At 71.1% G+C, this 18,344-nt stretch carries 12 protein-coding genes; 2 read left to right on the top strand and 10 right to left on the bottom strand.

What is annotated here, in order from left to right; translation table 11 throughout:
- Positions 1-471: 471 nt before the first annotated feature.
- The 5 genes from E1286_RS36980 to E1286_RS36960 all read right to left on the bottom strand — a co-directional run bounded on the left by E1286_RS36980 (position 472) and on the right by E1286_RS36960 (position 10,079).
- The gene (locus E1286_RS36980; RefSeq protein WP_132620228.1) at positions 472-3,555 is read right to left on the bottom strand and encodes a DUF5722 domain-containing protein; all 3,084 of its coding nucleotides are present in this window, start codon (positions 3,553-3,555) and stop codon (positions 472-474) included.
- An 11-nt stretch (positions 3,556-3,566) separates the two neighbouring features.
- Positions 3,567-5,006 (bottom strand): ABC transporter substrate-binding protein, encoded by a 1,440-nt coding sequence (locus E1286_RS36975; RefSeq protein ID WP_132620226.1) that lies wholly within the window; start codon positions 5,004-5,006, stop codon positions 3,567-3,569.
- 45 nt (positions 5,007-5,051) lie between these two features.
- Positions 5,052-5,876: a carbohydrate ABC transporter permease gene (locus tag E1286_RS36970; RefSeq protein ID WP_132620224.1), complete on the bottom strand. Its 825-nt coding sequence runs from the start codon at positions 5,874-5,876 to the stop codon at positions 5,052-5,054.
- Complete coding sequence (locus tag E1286_RS36965; protein ID WP_246075492.1) at positions 5,873-6,763, bottom strand: carbohydrate ABC transporter permease; 891 nt, start codon at positions 6,761-6,763, stop codon at positions 5,873-5,875. The genes E1286_RS36970 and E1286_RS36965 overlap by 4 nt, the downstream gene beginning before the upstream one ends.
- Before the next feature lie 169 nt (positions 6,764-6,932).
- Positions 6,933-10,079 carry a glycoside hydrolase family 78 protein gene (locus E1286_RS36960; RefSeq protein ID WP_246075493.1) on the bottom strand — a complete coding sequence of 1,049 codons (3,147 nt, stop codon included), beginning with the start codon at positions 10,077-10,079 and terminating at the stop codon, positions 6,933-6,935.
- A 169-nt stretch (positions 10,080-10,248) separates the two neighbouring features.
- Between E1286_RS36960 and E1286_RS36955 the strand changes: the two genes are divergently transcribed.
- The gene (locus tag E1286_RS36955; RefSeq protein WP_246075491.1) at positions 10,249-11,283 is read left to right on the top strand and encodes a LacI family DNA-binding transcriptional regulator; all 1,035 of its coding nucleotides are present in this window, start codon (positions 10,249-10,251) and stop codon (positions 11,281-11,283) included.
- 337 nt (positions 11,284-11,620) lie between these two features.
- Here the strand turns inward: E1286_RS36955 and E1286_RS36950 are convergent, their stop codons facing one another.
- The 4 genes from E1286_RS36950 to E1286_RS36935 form a co-directional block, all read right to left on the bottom strand.
- Positions 11,621-12,898 (bottom strand): SRPBCC family protein, encoded by a 1,278-nt coding sequence (locus tag E1286_RS36950; protein ID WP_132620220.1) that lies wholly within the window; start codon positions 12,896-12,898, stop codon positions 11,621-11,623.
- 6 nt (positions 12,899-12,904) lie between these two features.
- Positions 12,905-13,417 (bottom strand): hypothetical protein, encoded by a 513-nt coding sequence (locus tag E1286_RS36945; protein ID WP_132620218.1) that lies wholly within the window; start codon positions 13,415-13,417, stop codon positions 12,905-12,907.
- 189 nt (positions 13,418-13,606) lie between these two features.
- Positions 13,607-14,212, bottom strand: coding sequence for a nucleotidyltransferase domain-containing protein (locus E1286_RS36940; protein WP_165970080.1), 606 nt, complete (start codon positions 14,210-14,212; stop codon positions 13,607-13,609).
- An 11-nt stretch (positions 14,213-14,223) separates the two neighbouring features.
- Positions 14,224-15,663: a hypothetical protein gene (locus tag E1286_RS36935; protein ID WP_132620214.1), complete on the bottom strand. Its 1,440-nt coding sequence runs from the start codon at positions 15,661-15,663 to the stop codon at positions 14,224-14,226.
- Between the two features lie 262 nt (positions 15,664-15,925).
- On the opposite strand from E1286_RS36935, the gene E1286_RS36930 reads away from it, so the two are divergent.
- A complete protein-coding gene (locus E1286_RS36930; protein WP_165970079.1) occupies positions 15,926-17,944 on the top strand; it encodes a SpoIIE family protein phosphatase in 2,019 nt (672 codons plus the stop codon).
- 13 nt (positions 17,945-17,957) lie between these two features.
- Here the strand turns inward: E1286_RS36930 and E1286_RS36925 are convergent.
- Positions 17,958-18,344: hypothetical protein (locus tag E1286_RS36925; RefSeq protein WP_223190785.1), on the bottom strand; the 387-nt coding region annotated here is incomplete at its 5' end.

Here is an 18,344-nt window from a genome sequence, read left to right as displayed (position 1 = left end):
TGGCGCCCCGGGCGGGGGTGGGGTCGGCGGCGGTCAGGACTTCGGCGTTGGCGGCCGAGGGGGTGAGAGCGACGAGGCCGGCCGTGAGGCCGACGGACTGCAGCAGGGTGCGCCTGTCGAGGGACAAGCCTTGCTCCTCCCGTTATGGACGGGTTTTTCCCCTGCAATATTCTTCTTTACGGAGAGTCCTGACAAGATCGGATATGTACTGGGTCGCGCGGGCGGGCTCCAGATTGAGCCGGCTCCGGCTTCTCTGTCGGGCGGTCGGCCCGCCGGAGAAGCGACGCGTCCGAGCCTGATCAGCGCAGGGTCCGTACCCGCAGGGCGGTTGGTCCCTTTGTCCGGTCGGCCGAGATCAAGGAGAAGGACTCCAGCCGACGGACGCCCGGCGGCGGCCGGACGGTCGGTCCGGCCGCCGTGAGCTCCGTGCTCACCGATCCTTGGGCGACGTCGGCGAGCACGTGGTGCGCCTCACGAAATGCTCTTCCCTTCCACCGCGTCGAGCACCAGAGCGCTGGGCCCGGCGTCGCCGCGTACGCCGAATCCGTAGCGGTATCCGGCCCGCACCTCCGGATCCGACAACTCCGGCAGGTGCTCCAGCGTGGCGGCGGTGATGAGTTCCCAGCCGGAGCCGGTGTCGGCGTACATGGCGGCCCGGTCGCCCACCAGCGAGAGCGCGAACCGGCCTCCGTCGGGGACGGTCACGCCCTGCTTGACGCCGAAGACGGCCAGGCCGCCCGGCACCTGCGGCCCGCGTACCTCGAAGCCGGCGAACTTCTGGCTGTTGACGTAGAACGCCGCCACGTCCGCCTTGCCGTCCTTGACGAGGCCGGTGTAGACGGTGTCCATGTCGGTGGAGTCGCCCTGGAACTTCCTGATGGTGATCGCCGTGCTGAACGCCGGATTGCGTGGCGACACACCCGACGACATCAGCCCGAACCAGCCCGCCGACGGATGAGCGGCCGACAGGGCGCCGTCGGCGTAGCCGACCTGCGGCAGTTCCTTGTTCTCCGGCTCCACCCGGTGCATCTGGTAGTCGCCGGCGCTGTCGAAGCCGTCGGCCAGCTCCTGGTTGGCGAAGGCGTCGGGGGCCGGCGGTACGTACGCGGCCTCCGGCGGCAGCCGGAACGTCACCCGGTGGTTCTGCCGCAGGTAGGACGCGCACACGACCGGATACTCCTGGTTCGCGGGCCCGTACGCCGTCAGCGCGGTGTCGAACGTGCGGCTCGCGCCCGTGCGCAGGCCGCTCACCCCGAGCGACGCCGGATCGACGGCCACGCCGTCGCAGGACGTGAGCGTGACCTTGCCGGCCGTCGGCAGCACGTCCCGGTTGGTCACGGTGAAGGTGACCGTGGAGCCGATCCGGCCACGCTCGGCGGTGGACGCGGTCACCTCGATGTTGCGCCGGTCCAGGTCGGGCAGCGCCGCCATCGCCAGGCTCAGCCGGTCGATCTCGTACGAGCCCGCCCAGTCGGAGCCCACCGAGCCGCGTACCCACACCTTGACCCGGGAGATCGCCTCGCGCGGCGCCCAGCGGGACAGGTCGAGCGTGAGCCGGTTCCAGCCGAGCGCCGGGTCGATCGCGCCGACGCCCTCCGCGACCGCGCCGTCACGCCCGTACACGCGGATCTTGGCGGTGAAGGCGTTGCCCGGCTTGAAGGCGTCGTCGGCGTTCTCGGGCACCCGGATCGACAGCGAGAGCTGCGACGCGCGCGAGGCGTCGAGCGGCCGGTCGAACAGCACGTCAGCGCCCTTGTACGACTTGGCGTACTGGGACCAGCCGGGCAGGTCGCGGTCGAAGCGCACGCGGAGCGCGTGCCCGCCGTCGACGGCCACCCGCTCGACCGCGTTGGCGTTGTCCGACGGCCGCCAGCCGCCGGTGTCGGCCTCGAAGCCGGAGATCACCCGCTCGGTCACCGGCTTGGCGCCGAGCTGCGTCCCGACCCGCGCCGGGGGCTTGCTCACGGCCAGCCGGGCACGGTCGAAGCCGGGGATGACGTCCTTCCAGTCGGAGATCCCGATGATCTCCTTGGCGAACTCGGTCACCTCCAGCGACCGCTCGGTGTCGATGCCGGCGAACACGTCGTACACCGGCTTGCGCTCGCCGGGGTTGGACGCCGCGCTGTGCTCGTCGTCCCACGTCCACAGGCCGAGCCGGAGCCCGCCCTCCTGCTTGTGGTCGACGTGCCGGTGCAGGATGAAGGAGTCGATGCCGTCGGCGAAGGCGACCTTGTAGTACGCGTAGGCGTAGGCCGCGGCCTGCAGCCTCAGCTCCTCGTCGGAGTAGTCCTGGGAGTTCACCCCCTGCTCGGAGAGGATCACCCGCCGCCGTTCACCGCCATACGTCAGATGCTCCTGGGCGAGGTAGCGGGGCAGCACTTCCATGTTCTTGAACGTGATCCGCATCGTGTCGAAGTCGTCCGTGGCGGTCTTGTCGTTCCAGAACGCCGGGTTGAACAGATTCTCCGGATACGGGTGCTGGGCGATGTGCCAGTCGAAGTCGCCTTGCCGCTTGGTGAGCGCGTTGAGCCCGTCGACCACGTCGCGGCCCTTGTAGGTGTACCTCGGGTCGTCGTTGGCCGCGATCGTCCAGTGGTGGGTCAGCGAGGTGTAGACGCGCGCGGCGGTGTCGGCCTTGCGCACGGCCTGCCAGGTCAGCCGCATCGCCCGGGTGTAGTGCTCCAGGAACACGTCCCGCTCCTGCGGGCCCATGTTGTACCAGAACTGCTGGGCGTCGACCTCGTTGCCGACGATCCAGCCCCACGCCCGGCCGTACCGGGCGTCGGCCTGGCTGTAGCGCTGGGCGAAGAACTCCATCGCGGCCGTGAAGTGCGCCTCGCCCTCGGCGGTCTTGGTGTTGAACGCGTACACTGTGCCCTTGCCGAGCTCGGCCTCGGGGTGGATGAGCGTGCGGGCGGCGGAGTTCGGCGCGGTGCTGTTGTAGACCAGCACGATCAGGTTGACCAGCACGCCGTTGTCCGACAGTGGCTTGACCTGGGCGTCCAGGCCGGCGACGGCGCCCCGGTCGAAGTAGTAGGTCCTGCCCTGGGAGACGAACTCGATGGTGTTGCCGGGGGCGCCGGGCCCGGCCATCATGACCGAGTCCAGGGCCAGGTTGATGCCCGCGTGCTGGACGCCGATCTCCTCGGCGTCGTCGGTCATCTGAACCTGCAACCCCTTTTTGCCCGACATTTCGGGATAAGGGGTCTGGCTTGCCGACGCGAAGGTCAGCTTGTCGGCGTAGTGCACCTCGCCCAGCGGCCCGTCCGCGCCCACGGCGAGGAACTTGTCATGGAGCCGGTCCTGGTCCCCTTCCATGCGTGGCACCTCGACGCGGAACTCGCCCGCCTCGACGGTCGCGACCGGAGTCTCTCCGGCGTGCGTGTCCTGCCAGGTGTCCAGCGCGTACAACTCGGCGGGCGCCGGCGCGGTGCCGGTGACGATGACCGTGCCCTCACCGACTTCGACGCCGGTCACTCCACCGGTCGCCGCGTGCGCGGGCACGCTCACGAACAGCCCTGGTACGGCCAGCACCAGGGCGATCAATAACCGCATGTCATCTCCTCCTATTTGGCCCAGTCCTCGTCGCCCCAGGCGTTCTTCTTGATGCCGGCCTCGATGCCGCGCTCCCACCATTTCTCCAGGTCGGCCAGCTCTTCCTCCAGCGTTCGCTCCTCCAGCAGGTAGCCGTCGAACACGTCACGGAACGACGTCCCCTCGGGTCCGCCCGGCAGCGCCGTCACTCGGTACGGCTTGCCCCACTCGCCTTCCAGGAGCCCCGCGGTCTCGGGCGACGGCTCCACGCCCTCGATGGCGGGCAGGCCGCCGGTCGCGTCCAGCCACGGTTTGATCGCCGGGGAGCTCATGTACTGCAGGAACTTGATGGTGGCGGCGTACTTCTCGTCCTTGACCGTCGACGGGATCATGTAGCTGGTGCCGCCGATCGACGCGCCGTAGCGGGCCGGGGCGTCGGTCGACAACGGCGTGGTCGCCTTGGTGATCGTCGGGAACGGCATCGTGCCGAGCGGGAACTTCGCGTCCGCCTTCAGCGCCTCGACGGCGAAGTCGGTGCCCCACGACATGGCGGCCTTGCCGGAGACGAAGTCGCGATAGCCGACCGTGGCGCCGCCGTCGGCCACGCCCGTCCAGTTGGGGGTGCCGCAGTCGAAGAACTCCTTGTAGATCCTGAGCGACTCGGCCACCTCGGGTGTCCTGGTGGTGAGCGTCCCCTCCTTGATCACCTTGCTCATCGACTTCTCGGTCACGGTCGGCGCCTTCCCGGGCTTGCCGGTGGCGTCGAACTGGTTCCATTCGTCGTAGTACTTGTCGATGAGCTGGGTGCTGACCGACTCCCACGTCCAGCCGGCTGCCAGGCCGCCCTTGTCGAGGGCGACGGGGTCGAAGCCGGCGTCCTTCAGCTTCGTGCAAGCGGTCCTGAAGTCCTCCCAGGTGGCCGGAGGCTCGTCGATGCCCGCCTTGGCGAAGGCGTCCTTGTTGTAGAACAGGCCGATCGCGACCAGGTTGAACGGGATGTACTCCAGCTTGCCGCTCTCCTTGCTGAGCGCCTTGGAGACGCCGGGGCCGAAGTAGTCCTTCTTGAACACGTCGATCCAGCGCTGGTTGCCCGGCACGTACGGATTGGGCTTCTGCAGCTCGGCGTCGAGCGCGTGCACCTCGTGCGCCTTGTGCGGCGGCTGGTTGAAGACCAGCTCGGGCGCGGTGCCGGCGGCGAGCTGGGTGGTGATCGTCTGGGAGAAGCCGTCGAGAGGCAGCACCTGGGTCTTGACCTCGATGCCGGGCTCGCGCTTCTCGAAGGAGTCGACGAGCGACTCCCAGGCCGGGCCGAAGCTGCTGCCGCTGGCGTTCCACTGGTTGGGGCCGGCCAGGGTGATCGTGACCTTGCCGTCGGTCCCTGATCCCTGGCCGCCGGTGCCCAGCAGGCCGCAGCCTGTCAGTGCGAGCAGCACGACCGTGGCCGCCAGCCCGCTCTTGGGGGGTGTTCTCATGGGGAGCCGGTTCCTTTCGTGAGTTGATACGTTTCAACCACGCTCTCACTTGCCGGAGACGATGCCGCCCTGGATCCCCGCCAGGAACCACTTGGACAGGAACGTGAACAGCACCACCAGCGGCAGACTGGCCAGAACGTAGCCCGCGAACAGCGGCCCCCACTGCTGCACGTTCTGGTTGGCGAAGAAGGCCAGCCCGGCGGGGATGGTCCGGTACGCGTCCGTCTGCACCGTCAGCAGCGGCCAGAAGTAGTCGTTCCACACGCCGAGCACCGTCATCAGCGCCACGGTGCCGATGACCGGCCGGGCCAGCGGGAGCATGAAGGCCAGGAACACGCGGATCCCGCCCGCCCCGTCCACGCGCGCCGCCTCGAAGATCTCCTCCGGGAGCTGCGCCATGTACGTGCGCATGACGACGATCCCGAAGACCGTGTTCGCGGTGATGTGCGGGACGATCAGCACCAGCCGGCTGTCCAGGATGCCGAGGTCCCGCATCAGCACGAAGAGCGGGATCAGGCTGGTGATCGAGGGCACCATCAGCAGCGCCGCGATCAGGGCGAACAGCGTGTTGCGCCCCGGGAAGCGGTAGCGGGCGAACACGAACGCCGAGGCCGGGGCCAGCGCCAGCGTGCCGGCGATGGCCAGCCCCGCCACCACGAACGAGGTGAACAGGTACGGGCTGACCTGCTCCCAGGCCGCCGCGTAGTTCTCCAGGTGGAGCGGCCAGGCGGGAGACCAGTAGCTGGCGAAGAACTGCTCGTTGTCCTTGACCGAGGCCACGACCATGAACAGGTACGGGAACAGCCCGGCGAAGGCCAGCACCGACAGCGCGGCGCCCGCCACCAGGTTCGTCCTGCGGGTGCGGCTCATGCCTGTGCCTTCCTGCCGAGTGCCAGCGCGACGAGGCTCACCGCGAGCGTCAGCGCGAACAGCACGGTGCCGAGCGTCGCCGCGTAGCCCCAGCTCGTGTCCAGGAAGGCCGCGTCCAGCATGCGGAGCACGGGCACCTGCGTGGCGTTGTCGGGCCCACCCTTGGTCATGATGTGCGCCTGCATGCCGTACTGGAGCACCGAGATCACCGCCAGGACGAACAGCAGCTTGACGTCACGGAACATCATCGGCAGGTCGATGCTCCAGAAGCGGCGCAGCCGCCCGGCGCCGTCGACCTCGGCGGCCTGGTAGATCTCCGCCGGCACGTTCTGCAGCGCCGACAGGAAGACCAGGAACGGCAGGCTCGCCACCCACGGGAAGCCGATCGTCATCAGCGCGACGAGCGCGGTGTCGGGGTCGCCGATCCAGTTGCCCGCCAGCCCGTCGAGGCCCACCGCGCGCAGCAGACTGTTGATGACGCCGTCGCGCGGGTCGTACATGAACTGCCACAGCAGCACGTTGACCACCGCGGGGAAGGCCAGCGGGAGGATGAGCAGCGTGCGGAACACGAAGCGCAGCCGCTCGCTCGACAGCGACATCACCAGCTCCGCGGCCAGCAGCGGCAACACCCACATCAGCGTGACGGCCCAGACGAAGATGATCCCGATGTTGCGGAACGAGGCCCACCACAGATCGTCCCCGAGCATCGTGAGGTAGTTCTCGAAGCCGACGAAGGGCGACTCGAAGCCGGGCCGCCACTCGAAGAGCGAGTGGACCATGCCGTTCAGTGCGGGGTAGTACGCGAACGCCGCAAGCAGGGCGAACGTGGGGAGGAGGACGAGGTAGACGCCCCACGGGAGCCGGCGGCGCACTTTTGTACTGATCACGATGGAACCGCCTCTCAGCCCTGCCGTGTCCTGCACTGATTTGAACGTTTCAGACACCTTCCGAGTCTTGCCAGGACCCTTATTGGTGTCAATAGCCTGGGATAACGGTTTGTTCACCGCGATGTCGTGTATGTGACATCGGAGAAGAAGTGCTCCGCCCGCTAAAACGTTAAAACGCGCGGAACGCATAGGCGCCCGAGCCGACCCGGTAGACCGCGCTCCCGTCGTCGAGCCGGTCGAAGAGCACTCCCTCCGCCTCCGCCGCCGGTGCGCCGCCCTCGGTCACCCGCTCCGGCGACGCGGGCACGTGCACCTCGGCTCTGGTGTTGGGCGGCACGACGACGTCCAGGGCGAAGCCGCCGTCCTCCAGCCTCCAGGAGATCTCCACCCGGCCGTGCCTGGTGCGGTGCGCGGTCCTCGCCCAGGTGATCCCACCGCCGGGACGAGGGCGCACGATGATGTCGGCGTACCCTGGCGAACCCGGGACCAGCCCGCCGACCGTCCGGTACATCCAGTCGCCGACGGCCCCGTAGGCGTAGTGGTTGAAGGAGTTCATGCCCGGGTCCTGCAGCCCTCGGTGGTGACTCCAGGAGTCCCAGCGTTCCCACATGGTGGTGGCGTCCCCGTGCACGACCGGGTAGAGCCAGGACGGGAAGGTGTCCTGCGTCAGCAGCCGGTAGGCCACGTCCAGCCGCCCGGTCGAGGTGAGCGCGTCCAGCAGGTACGGCGTGCCGAGAAACCCGGTCGACAGGTGGCCGCCGCGCGCCTCGATGTCGCCGGCCAGCCGGGTGGCGGCCCTCGGCAACTCGTGCTCCTCCAGCAGCCCGGCCGTGATGGCCAGCACGTACGCGGTCTGCGTCCCACCGGCCAGCACGCCCGGCCCCTCGACGAAGGCCGCGCGGAACGCCTGCCGTACCCGCCCGTACAGCTCCAGGCAGGCCCGCTCGTCCGCGTCGCGGCCGAGTGCGGCGGCGAGCCCGGCGAGCTGCCGGGCGGACAGTGCGAAGATCGCGGTGCCGACGAGCCGCTTGGAGGTCTCGGCCCCGATCGAGAGCCAGTCGCCGAACCCCTCCTCCGGGAAGATCCCGCCCTCGGAGCGTCGGTCCAGGTACGCCAGCCAGCGCACCATCGGCTCGAAGCAGGCCGCGACCACCCCTGCGTCGCCGCGCAGCCGGTGCAGCGCCCACGGCAGCATCACCAGCGCGTCACCCCAGCCGGGCGAGCCCGCCTCCTTGGCGTTGGGCGACAGGCCCCGGCCGGACAGCACGTCGGGCACGACGTGCGTGACCGCGCCGTCGGCTCCCTGGGCGTCGACCACGTCCGTCAGCCAGCTCCGCAGGAACCCGGCGGCGTCGTAGTTGAACAGCGCCGTGGGTGCGAACGCCCAGATGTCGCCGGTCCAGCCGAGCCGCTCGTCGCGCTGCGGGCAGTCGGTGGGGACGGCCAGGAAGTTGCCCCGCTGCCCCCACACGATGTTGCGCTGCAGCCGATCGATGCGCTGGTCGGAGCAGGTGAACTCGCCCGCGGGCTCCATCGCGGCGTAGGCCGCCCTGGCCGTGATCCGCTCGGGGGCCGCGCGCAACCCCGACACCTCGACGTACCGGAACCCGTGGAAGGTGAACCGCGGCTCGAAGGTCTCCGCCTCGTCGCCGCGTGGCCGGAACTCGTCCGTCGCCCGGGCCGAGCGCAGGTTGGCCAGGTGCGGCCCGCCCTCGTGGTCGAGGACCTCGGCGTGGCGCAGCACCACCGGGCGGTCGCGGCCGGCGCGGCCGGTGAGCCGGACCCAGCCGACCAGGTTCTGCCCGAAGTCGGCGATCCACACGCCGGGCCGCCGCTCCCACACCGCGACCGCCTCCAGCTCATCGTGCACCCGGATCGGCGGCGCGACCGCGGCGGTCAACCGGCCGGCGGGCGGTGTCACCGGCACCGCGGGCGCCCAGCCGGAGTCGTCGAACCCGGCCTCCGTCCAGCCGAGCGGCTCGGCCGCCAGATCGTGCCGCTCTCCGTTCTGCAGGTCGGCGTAGCGGATCGCGCCCGACCCGGCCCGCCACCCGGGGCCGGTGCGCAGCCGGGTGACGCCGCCGTCGTCGTGCAGGATCTCCAGCTCGGCGCGGAAGGCGAGCCGCCTGCCGTACTGGAAGGAGCCGAACCAGCTGATGTTGCCCGCGTACCAGCCGTCGGCCAGGATCGCGCCGAGCACGTTCCGCCCCTCCGACACCAACTCCGTGACGTCGTAGGTCTGGTACGTGACACGGTGGCGGTAGTCGGTCCAGCCGGGGGCCAGGTGGTCGGTGCCCACCCGGGTGCCGTTCAGGTGCATCTCGTAGACGCCGAGCGCGGTGGCGTACAGCCTGGCCCGGCGCACCGGCGAGGGCACGCCGAACTCGCGCCGCAGGTAGGGGCTGGGCCGGTCGCCGATCGGCTCGCGGCCGTGCGGCGGATCACCGTGCAGCCCCACCTCCTCGGCCAACGGCCACGCCCCATCGTCGAACCCGGGCTGCTCGAACCCGTCGCCGGGCGTGTCGCTGGCCCGCCACCTGCCGCCGGAGATGACTGTCACCGCGCTCTCCCCGGGCACCGGCACGAGCTGCGGCAGCGCCGGCCGCCCCTCGACCGCGACCTCCAGCCGCACGCACAGCCCTGACCCGGCGGCCCTGATCGCGAGCACGTTCTCGCCCGTCGCCACCAGGTCGCCCGCATCGGCCACGAACGCCCCGTCCCGCGTCTCCCCCGCGACCGGGACGCCGTTCAGGTACGCCTCCACCTCGGAGCCGCCGCCGATCACCAGCCACGCCGACAGCGGCCTGGCCCCGCCCAGCACGGCGAACCGCGTACGGAACGCCCCCGTCGCCGACGCAGAGGGCCCGAGCCGGTCGGCGACCCACATGCGGGGCACGTTCTCCAGCGACGGCAGCCGCTCCGACCCGGGCACCGCGGGCGTGCCGATCCACCCCGCCGGCCACCCGGTGGCATCGCCGAGCCCGGTCTCGAACCAGTGCGCCGGGCTCCAGTCCGACCACGCGCCGCTCTCGTCGGCCACCTTGACCCGCCACTGGTAGCGGGTCCTGGGCCGCAGCTCCGCCCCGCCGTACGGGAGGTCGTACGTCGCGGCCGAGGCCACGACGCCGCTGTCCCAGACCGGCTCGGCCCCCTCGGCGGCCGGATCGCACTCCAGCCCCACGATCAGCCGGTACGCGCTCTGCGCCCGCCCGCGCCCGGGCCCGGTGATCCGCCAGGAGAACTCCAGCGCGCTCACGTCCAGGCCAAGAGGCTCGGTCAGTCCTTCCACCCGCAGATCGGTCACGGCGAGATGCATCACGAAGGGCTCCCGTTCTTGAAACATTTCAATCCGCCGCACCGTAACGAGGCCGAAGTGTTTGCGTCAATGCCCGTCCACCAGTGAGGCGCTTCGCAGCAACCCGGCTGAAACATTTCAACGGGTAGAATGGGACTCCCTGCCAGGTGACCAGAGAGGCTGTCCGCCGGTGACCGACATCCACAAGCCAGCCGAGCGCCGCCGACTCAGCATGGTCGACGTCGCCGCCCATGCCGGCGTCTCCGTGGGAACGGTCTCCAACGTGCTCAACCGGCCCGAGCTCGTCGCCGGCCCGACGTTGCGCCGGGTGCGCGCCTCCATCAAGGCGCTCGGGTTCGTGCCCAGTGCGCCCGCACGGCAACTGCGCGCCGGCTCCAGCCGGTCGGTGGGCGTCATGGTCCGCGACATCGGCAACCCGTTCTTCACCGAGGTGCTGCCCGGCATCGAGACCAGGCTGTCGCAGGAGGAGCTGCTGCTGGTGCTCTGCAGCTCCAGCGATTCGGTCGAGAAGGAGGCCTACTACCTGCAGATCCTGGAACAGCACCGGGTGCCCGGCATCCTCATCACGCCCGCGGGGCAGGACATCTCCCACCTGGTGGAGCTGCGCCGGCGCGGCATCGGCATGGTGCTGCTCGACCGGCCGGGCGCCGACTCCCAGCTCTGCGCGGTCGCCGTCGACAACGTCAGGGGCGGCGAAATGGCCGGCGCCCATCTGCTGTCGCTCGGCCACCGGCGCATCGCGTTCCTCAACGGACCGTCGATCGTGCGGCAGTGCGCCGACCGGCGCAAAGGGCTGGACAACGCGGTGCGCGCCGCCGGGCTCGACCCGGACGAGGTGGTCACCGAGATCACCCTGCCCGCGCTCACCCCGCGCGAGGGCGAGGCCGCCCTGGAGCGGCTGCCCCTGCGCGAGGGGCCGACGGCGCTGTTCTGCGTCAACGACACGGTGGCGCTGGGCGTGCTGCGCGGGCTCGAGCAGCGTGGCATCAGCGTCCCGCACGACATGGCGGTCATGGGCTACGACGACGTGGAGTTCGCGGCGCTGCTGTCGCCGTCGCTGACCTCGGTCCGCCAGCCGAAGCACCAGCTCGGTCAGGCGGCCGCGGACCTGCTGCTCACCGACGCCCGCGGCGACTCGGGCCACTGGCACCAGGAGATCGTCTTCCAGCCGGAGCTCATGGTCAGGGCGTCGACGCGCGCCTAGTCAGGCTTCATCCCGGAGTCCCGCTCCGCGGCACCTGCCGCAACGTCCTCGGCACGCGGGGCATCGAAGGCTTCCTCTGGCACCGTATGACCGCTCCCGGCGGCTGCCGCCGGGTCAGCCGGGCCGACGAGATCTGGTTCTGGCTGGTCGCGTGGCAGTGGGGTTGGGCTGAACTTGGGGCGAGAGCCGTACGTCGAAGGAAGGCCGATGGCGACCGGCCGTGTCGATATCGTCGAGATCGGCGACCAGGGACCGCGCCGGCCGCGGCGAAGCGCTCCGACACGTCGGCGTCCGGGCCCCATGAGCCCGGACGCTCGCTCCGAGGTTCCCGGCGCCGTCACCTCCGGGCGGGGGCCCCGCGGCGGACCGGGCGAGAGCTCTCGGCCCTCTGCCGCTCGCGCGGTGCCTCCTCGGGTTCCTCTTCTTCCTCGTACTCCTCGTACTCGCCCTCTTCGGGCTCCTCCTCGCGCTCGGCCCGCTGCCGGCCGCGCGGAGCCTCCGGCTCTTCTTCTTCCTCGTACTCCTCGTACTCGCCCTCTTCGGGCTCCTCCTCGCGCTCGGCCCTCTCGCGTGGAGCCTCCTCTTCGGGCTCCTCCTCGGCGGCCTCTTCGTACTCCGGCGCCTCTTCGCCTTCCTCGGCTTCCGCTCGCACTTCTTCCCTGCCCTCTTCGGGCTCTTCCTCGGGTGCGCCCTCTTCGCCACGTTCCTCGGCGACGGCCGTCTCGTGGTCCTTGACCACCTCGCCGTCGCGGATCTCGCCGCGCCAGCCGCTCTCGGCCATCTCGTCGGGATTGAGCATGACCTGCCGCATGACGTGCCGCGCGAAGTGCTTGAGCTCCAGCCGCGCGCGGCGGCCCTGGGCGCGCCAGATGTTGCCGGTGTGCTCGAAGAACCCCTGCGGGTGGTACTCCAGCACCACCATCACGCGCGTGAAGTCGGGGGTGAGGGCGTGGAAGCTCACCGCGCCGTCGACGTACCCCTTCGCCCCCTCCGAACGCCAGATGATCCGCTCGTCGGGCACCTGCTCCAGGATCTTCGACTTCCAGGTACGGTGCGACCAGAAGACCTGGGCCTTCCAGGAGAGCGTGTCGTCCTCTTCCTGGTTGACGTTCTCGACCTTCTTCATGAACGTCGGGAAGTCCTGGAACTCGGTCCACTGGTTGTAGACGATCCGGCGCGGGGCTCCGATGTCGATCGTCTCGACGATGTTGGTCAGCTTGAGCTTCTTGCTGCCCTTCCCCTTGCCTTTGCCCTTGAAGATCTTGCCGAAGATCCCCTTGACGGCTCCCTTCGCCGCTCCCGCGATGGTCGAGCCGCCGATCGACTTGTCCGAGCCGGTGACCGCGCTCAGCAGGTTCTTCGCGCCGCCGCCGCCACCTCCTTCGGCGAAGTCACCAAGCCGTCCGCTCAGGCCTTCGATCTTGCCGGTCACCGACATCAGTGCCCGCTCCGCCAGGGCCATCGACAGATCCTGCAGGGCGGAGGTGAGCTGGCCGGTCGGCAGTTCCGGCACCGCCTTGCCCACCGGTGTCTCGCGGACGGCCTCCTGACCCTTGTCCACGGTCTCCCGTCCTTGGCGTACCGCCTTGCCCGCCAGTTTCGTGGCCTCGGTCATCGCACTTCACTCTCCCGTCGACTGGGACGGCCGCCTGCGAGCCGTGCCGGCCATCCGCCTGCGTGTCTCGTCCGCGACCTCCCGGCCGGGGGCCTTCGACATGCGCGGCTTGGGCACGCGGGCTCTGGGCTCCTCTTCCTCCTCCTCGTACTCGGCCCGTTCCGCCTCTTCCGGTGCCTCTTCCGGTGCCTCCGCCTGCTCCCCGGCCTGCGGTTGCCGCAGTGACTCGGTCCGCTCGTGCAGCCGCGTGGTGATGGACTCGATCTGCTTGGACGCCGCCGCCACGGCCGCCGCCTTCGCGACCTCCAGCACTTCGCCCTTCAGCCGGTCGGTCATGTCGGCGATTTCCGGGGAGGAGCCGAGGAGCTTGGTCCCCTGCTGCAGCAGCCCACCCTGCTCCTTGCGGAGTTTGCGCGCCGCGCCGCCGACCGCCAGAGCCAGGGCCATACGCAATTTGTGGCGCCTGCCCAAGTAGTAGCCCGCGATGACGGCCAGCGCCACCTTGCCCGCGTCCTTCATGGCACGCTCCTTACCTCGGACCTTCGACCGCCTCTAACCGGCCCGTTCGCCCATGCCCTGAGGGGTCATACCGAAACACCCACATCCCCATAAACACGACATATCCCTTATTTCGGCTGCAGTGAGGTGGGTGTGACGTCCGTACCATCCGATGGCGGCCAGGATGGTACGGCGGTCAGCGGGCCGCTCTCACCTGAGGTGGAGGCGGGTGATCCAGGGGTGCGCGATGTGCTCGGTCTCCAGGGCGCCGGCCAGCCAGCGCCGCTGCTCGTCCGTCAGCACCGGCAGCACCGCCGCGAAGTCGGTCTCGTCCTTCGGCCGTACGCCCTTGGCCTTGTAGAGCAGCTGGATCTCGGGGGCGAGCCGGCGGAAGCCGTCGTCCGCGACGGTCAGCCCGGCGAGCGGGCGGCGGATGCGGGGGTCGCGCCGGTAGACCCACTGCTCGCCGTCGATCTCGTCCAGCATGAGCTGGAAGCGCCACGGCCCGCCGGGGTGTTCGCGCACCCAGATGTCGTGCGCCCGCGCGGGCAGCGTCTCGCCCGCTTCCCAGGGCCGCAGCGTCCCGTCCAGCGCGACGTGCGCGTCCCAGCCGTCCAGCAGCCGCCGCACCGCGAGCTGGTCGCGGCGCGGCAGCGCGACGTCGACGTCCCCGTGCTGCCGGTACGCGCGCCCGACGGCCCGCTCGATCGCGTACCCGCCGGCCACCCACCACGGCGCCCTGAGCTCCCGCAGCAGGGCGACGACCTCGTGCAGCGGCGCGTGCTCCCAGGTTCCCCAGGGCGTCTCGATCCTCACCCCGCCATGATTCAGGGGGCCAGGCGCGCCGTCCATCGGCCGGGGAGGTCGTGCTCGGGCCAGTCGGCGACGTAGTCGGGCGGCGTCACGTCGGCGTGGATCACCGCCAGGCGGTCGCCCCGCTCCATCGCCTCGCGGATGCGGGCGGGCGCCCGCTCGGCGAACCGCTGCATGATGCCCTGCGACTCGCATCCGAGCATGTAGCCGATCTGCACGCCCGACTCGCCGTAGATCATGCACGGCGGGCGCACGCCCAACCGGCGCAGCTCGACGACGGCCTCCGCCATCCGCTGCCGGCCGTTCTCGTTGGCCTTGACCATGCCGTACGCGTACGCGCCCTGCAGGAGCAGGTGCGCCCCCAGCCCCGCGGCCACGAACGCGAGCAGCGGGCCCCGCCGCCGGGCCAGCTCCGTCATGCCGTCCGCGATGGGCAGCGCGAGCAGCGCGTACGCGGGCATCAGGAAACGCGGCGCGGCGTAGTCGACGTAGAACAGGTACGGCAGCGCGAGCGCCACCCCGCAGGCCGCGGCCAGCAGCGCCGGCCAGGGACGCCCGGCCCGCCAGGCCAGCCAGACGCCCCCGGCCGCCATCGCCGGGATGGCCAGCCACCAGATCAGCGCGATCGGCGAGACCGGGCCGCAGTCGGTGCCGAACCGGCACAGGCTCGGCCCGTCCAGCGCGCGGGCGTGCTCGACGAGGGAGAGCGTCCAGCCGGTGACGTTGTGCTCGCCGGCGTCGCGCAGCCGCTCGGCGATCCCGCCGAAGTCACGCTGCGCCTCGATCATCCACTGCCCCCAGCCCACGGCCAGCCCGGCCGCGATGCCGAGCAGCGTCCGCAGGCTCCGCCACGCGGGCACGGCCAGCGCCGCCAGCCCCAGAACGCCCGCCGTCACCAGCGAGTCGGACGGCCGCATCAGCGACATGACGGCGAACGCGCCCGCGAGACCGGCCGCCATCGCCCATGACCGCCCGCCCAGCGCCACGAACCCGGTGGCGGCCACGGCGGACAGCGCGACGTACAGGTTGGGCATGGCCTGGCCGCCGTAGAACAGCGACAGCCAGCAGCCGGCGAACAGCAGCGCGGCCAGCGGCACCGCGGGATGGTCGCGTACGCGCAGCCACACCGCGAAGGCGGCGAACAGGCCCAGCGACGACAGCGCGATCAGGTAGAGCCGCAGCACCGCGATCGAGTCGGTCAGCATCACGACGGGGCCGACGAGCAGCGGGACGCCGCGTGCGCGCGGCGCGCTGTACGGGGCCGGCGGCGCGTGGGCGGCGTACTGGCTGGCGTAGACGGCCTCGTCCCATCCGATCCCCATCCAGGGGAAGGCGAGCAGCAGCAGCTGCGCGAGGCCGTACCCGGCGCTCACCAGGGTGAGCAGGATCCAGGGGCGTGGCCGCGCACCGCGCCGCACACCGAGGGCGGGCAGGCGTGGGCGAGTGACGGTCATGGTGAGACTCCGAACGCTGCGCCGGAAAACATCACCCACGTACCCTCGGGGGGCGTCCTCTCACGCCTCCCGTCAGGGACGCTTTACGCACCCGACACCGACTCCGGACACCACCCGCGCCCCACCATGCCCGACTGTGACGTTCCCGGCCGGGCGAGCCCAGGGTCGGCAGCCCCCGCCTGACCAGACCGCGTGGCATCTCCGCAGATCAGCAGCCATTACCCTGACGAGTACGGTACGAAATGCGCGGCAGGAGGTTGGGATGACCGCATCCGATGACGCGGTGGCCGGGGGCCACGTCCCGGCTGCCGCCGTGATCGATGCGGACGGCACCGTGAGCGGATGGTCGCGGGCCGCGGAACAACTGCTGGGATACACCGCCGCCGAGATCGTGAACCGTTCTGCCGCCGTCCTGCTCAGGTCGCCCGACGCCGCGGCGCGCGTGGCCGGCTGGATGGAGCGGGTCGCCGGACGCGAGGAGTGGTCCGGCCTGGTCGAGGCCCGCCACCGGGACGGCGGCGGCGTCATGGTCCACCTGCGCGGCTGCCGGGCCGGCGTCACGGAGGAGACGCCGCGTTGGGTGGTGCTCGCGTCGCCCGTGGGCGAGGCGGCGGCCTCCGTGCTGGAGCCGCTGGTCAACCGGTCCCCCGTGGCCATGTGCCTGCTGGACCGTGATCTACGTTACATCTGGCTGAACGAGACGGCCGAGAGCGTCAGCGACTACTTCCCGCGACATCTGGGCAGCCGCGTGGACGACTGGCCGAAGAACGGAATCGAGCAGCTCATCGCCGCGGGGCGGCGGCTGCTCGAAGACGGCGTGCCCGTCATCGACCGGGAGATCCGGCGCGCCTCGACGGCCGGACGGGAGGAGCGCACGTTCTCGATGTCGCTCTTCCGTCTCGACGGCGTCGACGGCGAGCCGCTGGGCCTGGTCTCCATGGCCATGGACATCACCCACAGCCGGGCCCGCCGGCGGCTGGCGATGCTCGCCGAGGCCAGCGCCAGGATCGGCACCACGCTCGACGTGATGAAGACGGCGCAGGAGCTGGCGGAGTTCGCCGTGCCGGGGCTGGCCGACTACGTCACCGTCGACCTGGCCGATTCGGTCCTGCCGGAGGAAGGGCCGCTGCAGCGGCTGGCCGCCACGGACGACAGCATCCCCGCCTTCCGCCGCGCGGGCCAGGCCTCGCTCCACCCCCGCTTTCCCGAATCGCTCTGGGCGCGAGGAGAAGCGGTGTACGTGCCGCCGGCGTCGCCCTTCACCGCGGTCCTGTCCTCGGGATGCTCCCACTTCGAGCCCAAGCTCGACACCTCGTCCGGCACGTGGCTCGACGTCGACCCCTGCCGCGCCAAGGTCATCCACGACACCGGGATGCACAGCCTGATCATCGTCCCGCTGCGCGCCCGCGGCGAGATCCTCGGCATCACCGTGTTCGTCCGCACCGAGAACGCGACGCCGTTCGCCGAGGACGACCTGACGCTCGCCGAGCAGCTCGTCGCCCGCGCCTCGCTCAGCCTCGACAACGCCCGCCGCTACACCCGCGAGCACCACGCGGCCCTGGCGTTGCAGCGCCACCTGCTGCCGCGCAAGCTGTCCGGCGGCGGCGCGGTCGAGGTGGCCTCCCGCTACCTGCCCTCCGACGTGCACAACGGCGTCGGAGGCGACTGGTTCGACACGATCCCGCTGAGCGGCGGCCGGATCGCCCTGGTCGTCGGCGACGTGACCGGGCACGGCATCAACGCCGCGGCCACCATGGGCCGGCTGCGCACCGCCGTCCGCACCCTCGCCCACATGAACCTGCCACCCGCCGACCTGCTCGCCCACCTCGACAACCTCGTCCTGCGCCTGAACGAGCAGGACACCGGCGCCAGCGGCCTGTCGGCCGCCGAGATAGGCGCCACCTGTCTCTACGCCGTCTACGACCCGGCCACCCGGCGCTGCACCCTGTCCGCCGCCGGACACCCGCCGCCCGCCGTCGTCGCGCCCGGCGGCGCCGTCACCTTCCCGCCGGTGCCCGCCGGCACCCCGATCGGCCTCGGCCTGGCCTCCTACGAGTCGCTCGACCTGGAGCTCGAGCCGGGGTCGCTGGTCGTCCTCTACAGCGACGGGCTGATCGAGACCCGCCACGCCGACATCGACGCGGGCATGGCGCGGCTGCGCGCCGCGCTGTCCGACCCGGCGCTCCCGCTGGAGACCCTCTGCGGCACCGTGATCGACGCCATGGTGAACGACACCTCTTCGGAGGACGACGTCGCCCTGCTCGTGGCCCGCACCTTGTGACGCCCGGGGGCCGTCACCGCTCCGCCGTCAGGTTCTTCAGCCAGGCGCCCGCGCTCTGCAGGAGCAGGTCCAGCTCCCCGCGCAGCCTCGCGTTCTCCTGCTCCAGCTCGGCGTTGCGGCGGCGCAGGCCGGCGTTCTCCTGGCGCAGCCGCGCCAGCTCGTCGGCGGCCGGCCCGCCGCCGTTCTGCGGCCGGAGCGGCTCCGGGCGGGGCGAGGCCGCGGGGGCGGAGGTGGTGTCGTGGGTGCGGAACGCGTCCTCCCAGGGGCCGAGCTCCTCGTGCGCGATCTTCGGAATCTGCACGACCGCGTCGGCTCCCGGGATCCGCACGACCGCGGCCGGGACGATCGGCGAGGCGGGCTCCGCGAAGGCGGGGACCGGGACAGAGACAGGGGCAGAGAC

This window comes from Nonomuraea terrae, assembly GCF_004348995.1.
Classification (GTDB): Bacteria; Actinomycetota; Actinomycetes; order Streptosporangiales; family Streptosporangiaceae; genus Nonomuraea; species Nonomuraea terrae.
Note: the sequence above shows the minus strand (reverse complement) of the source record. Positions and strands in the feature narration are given on the sequence as shown.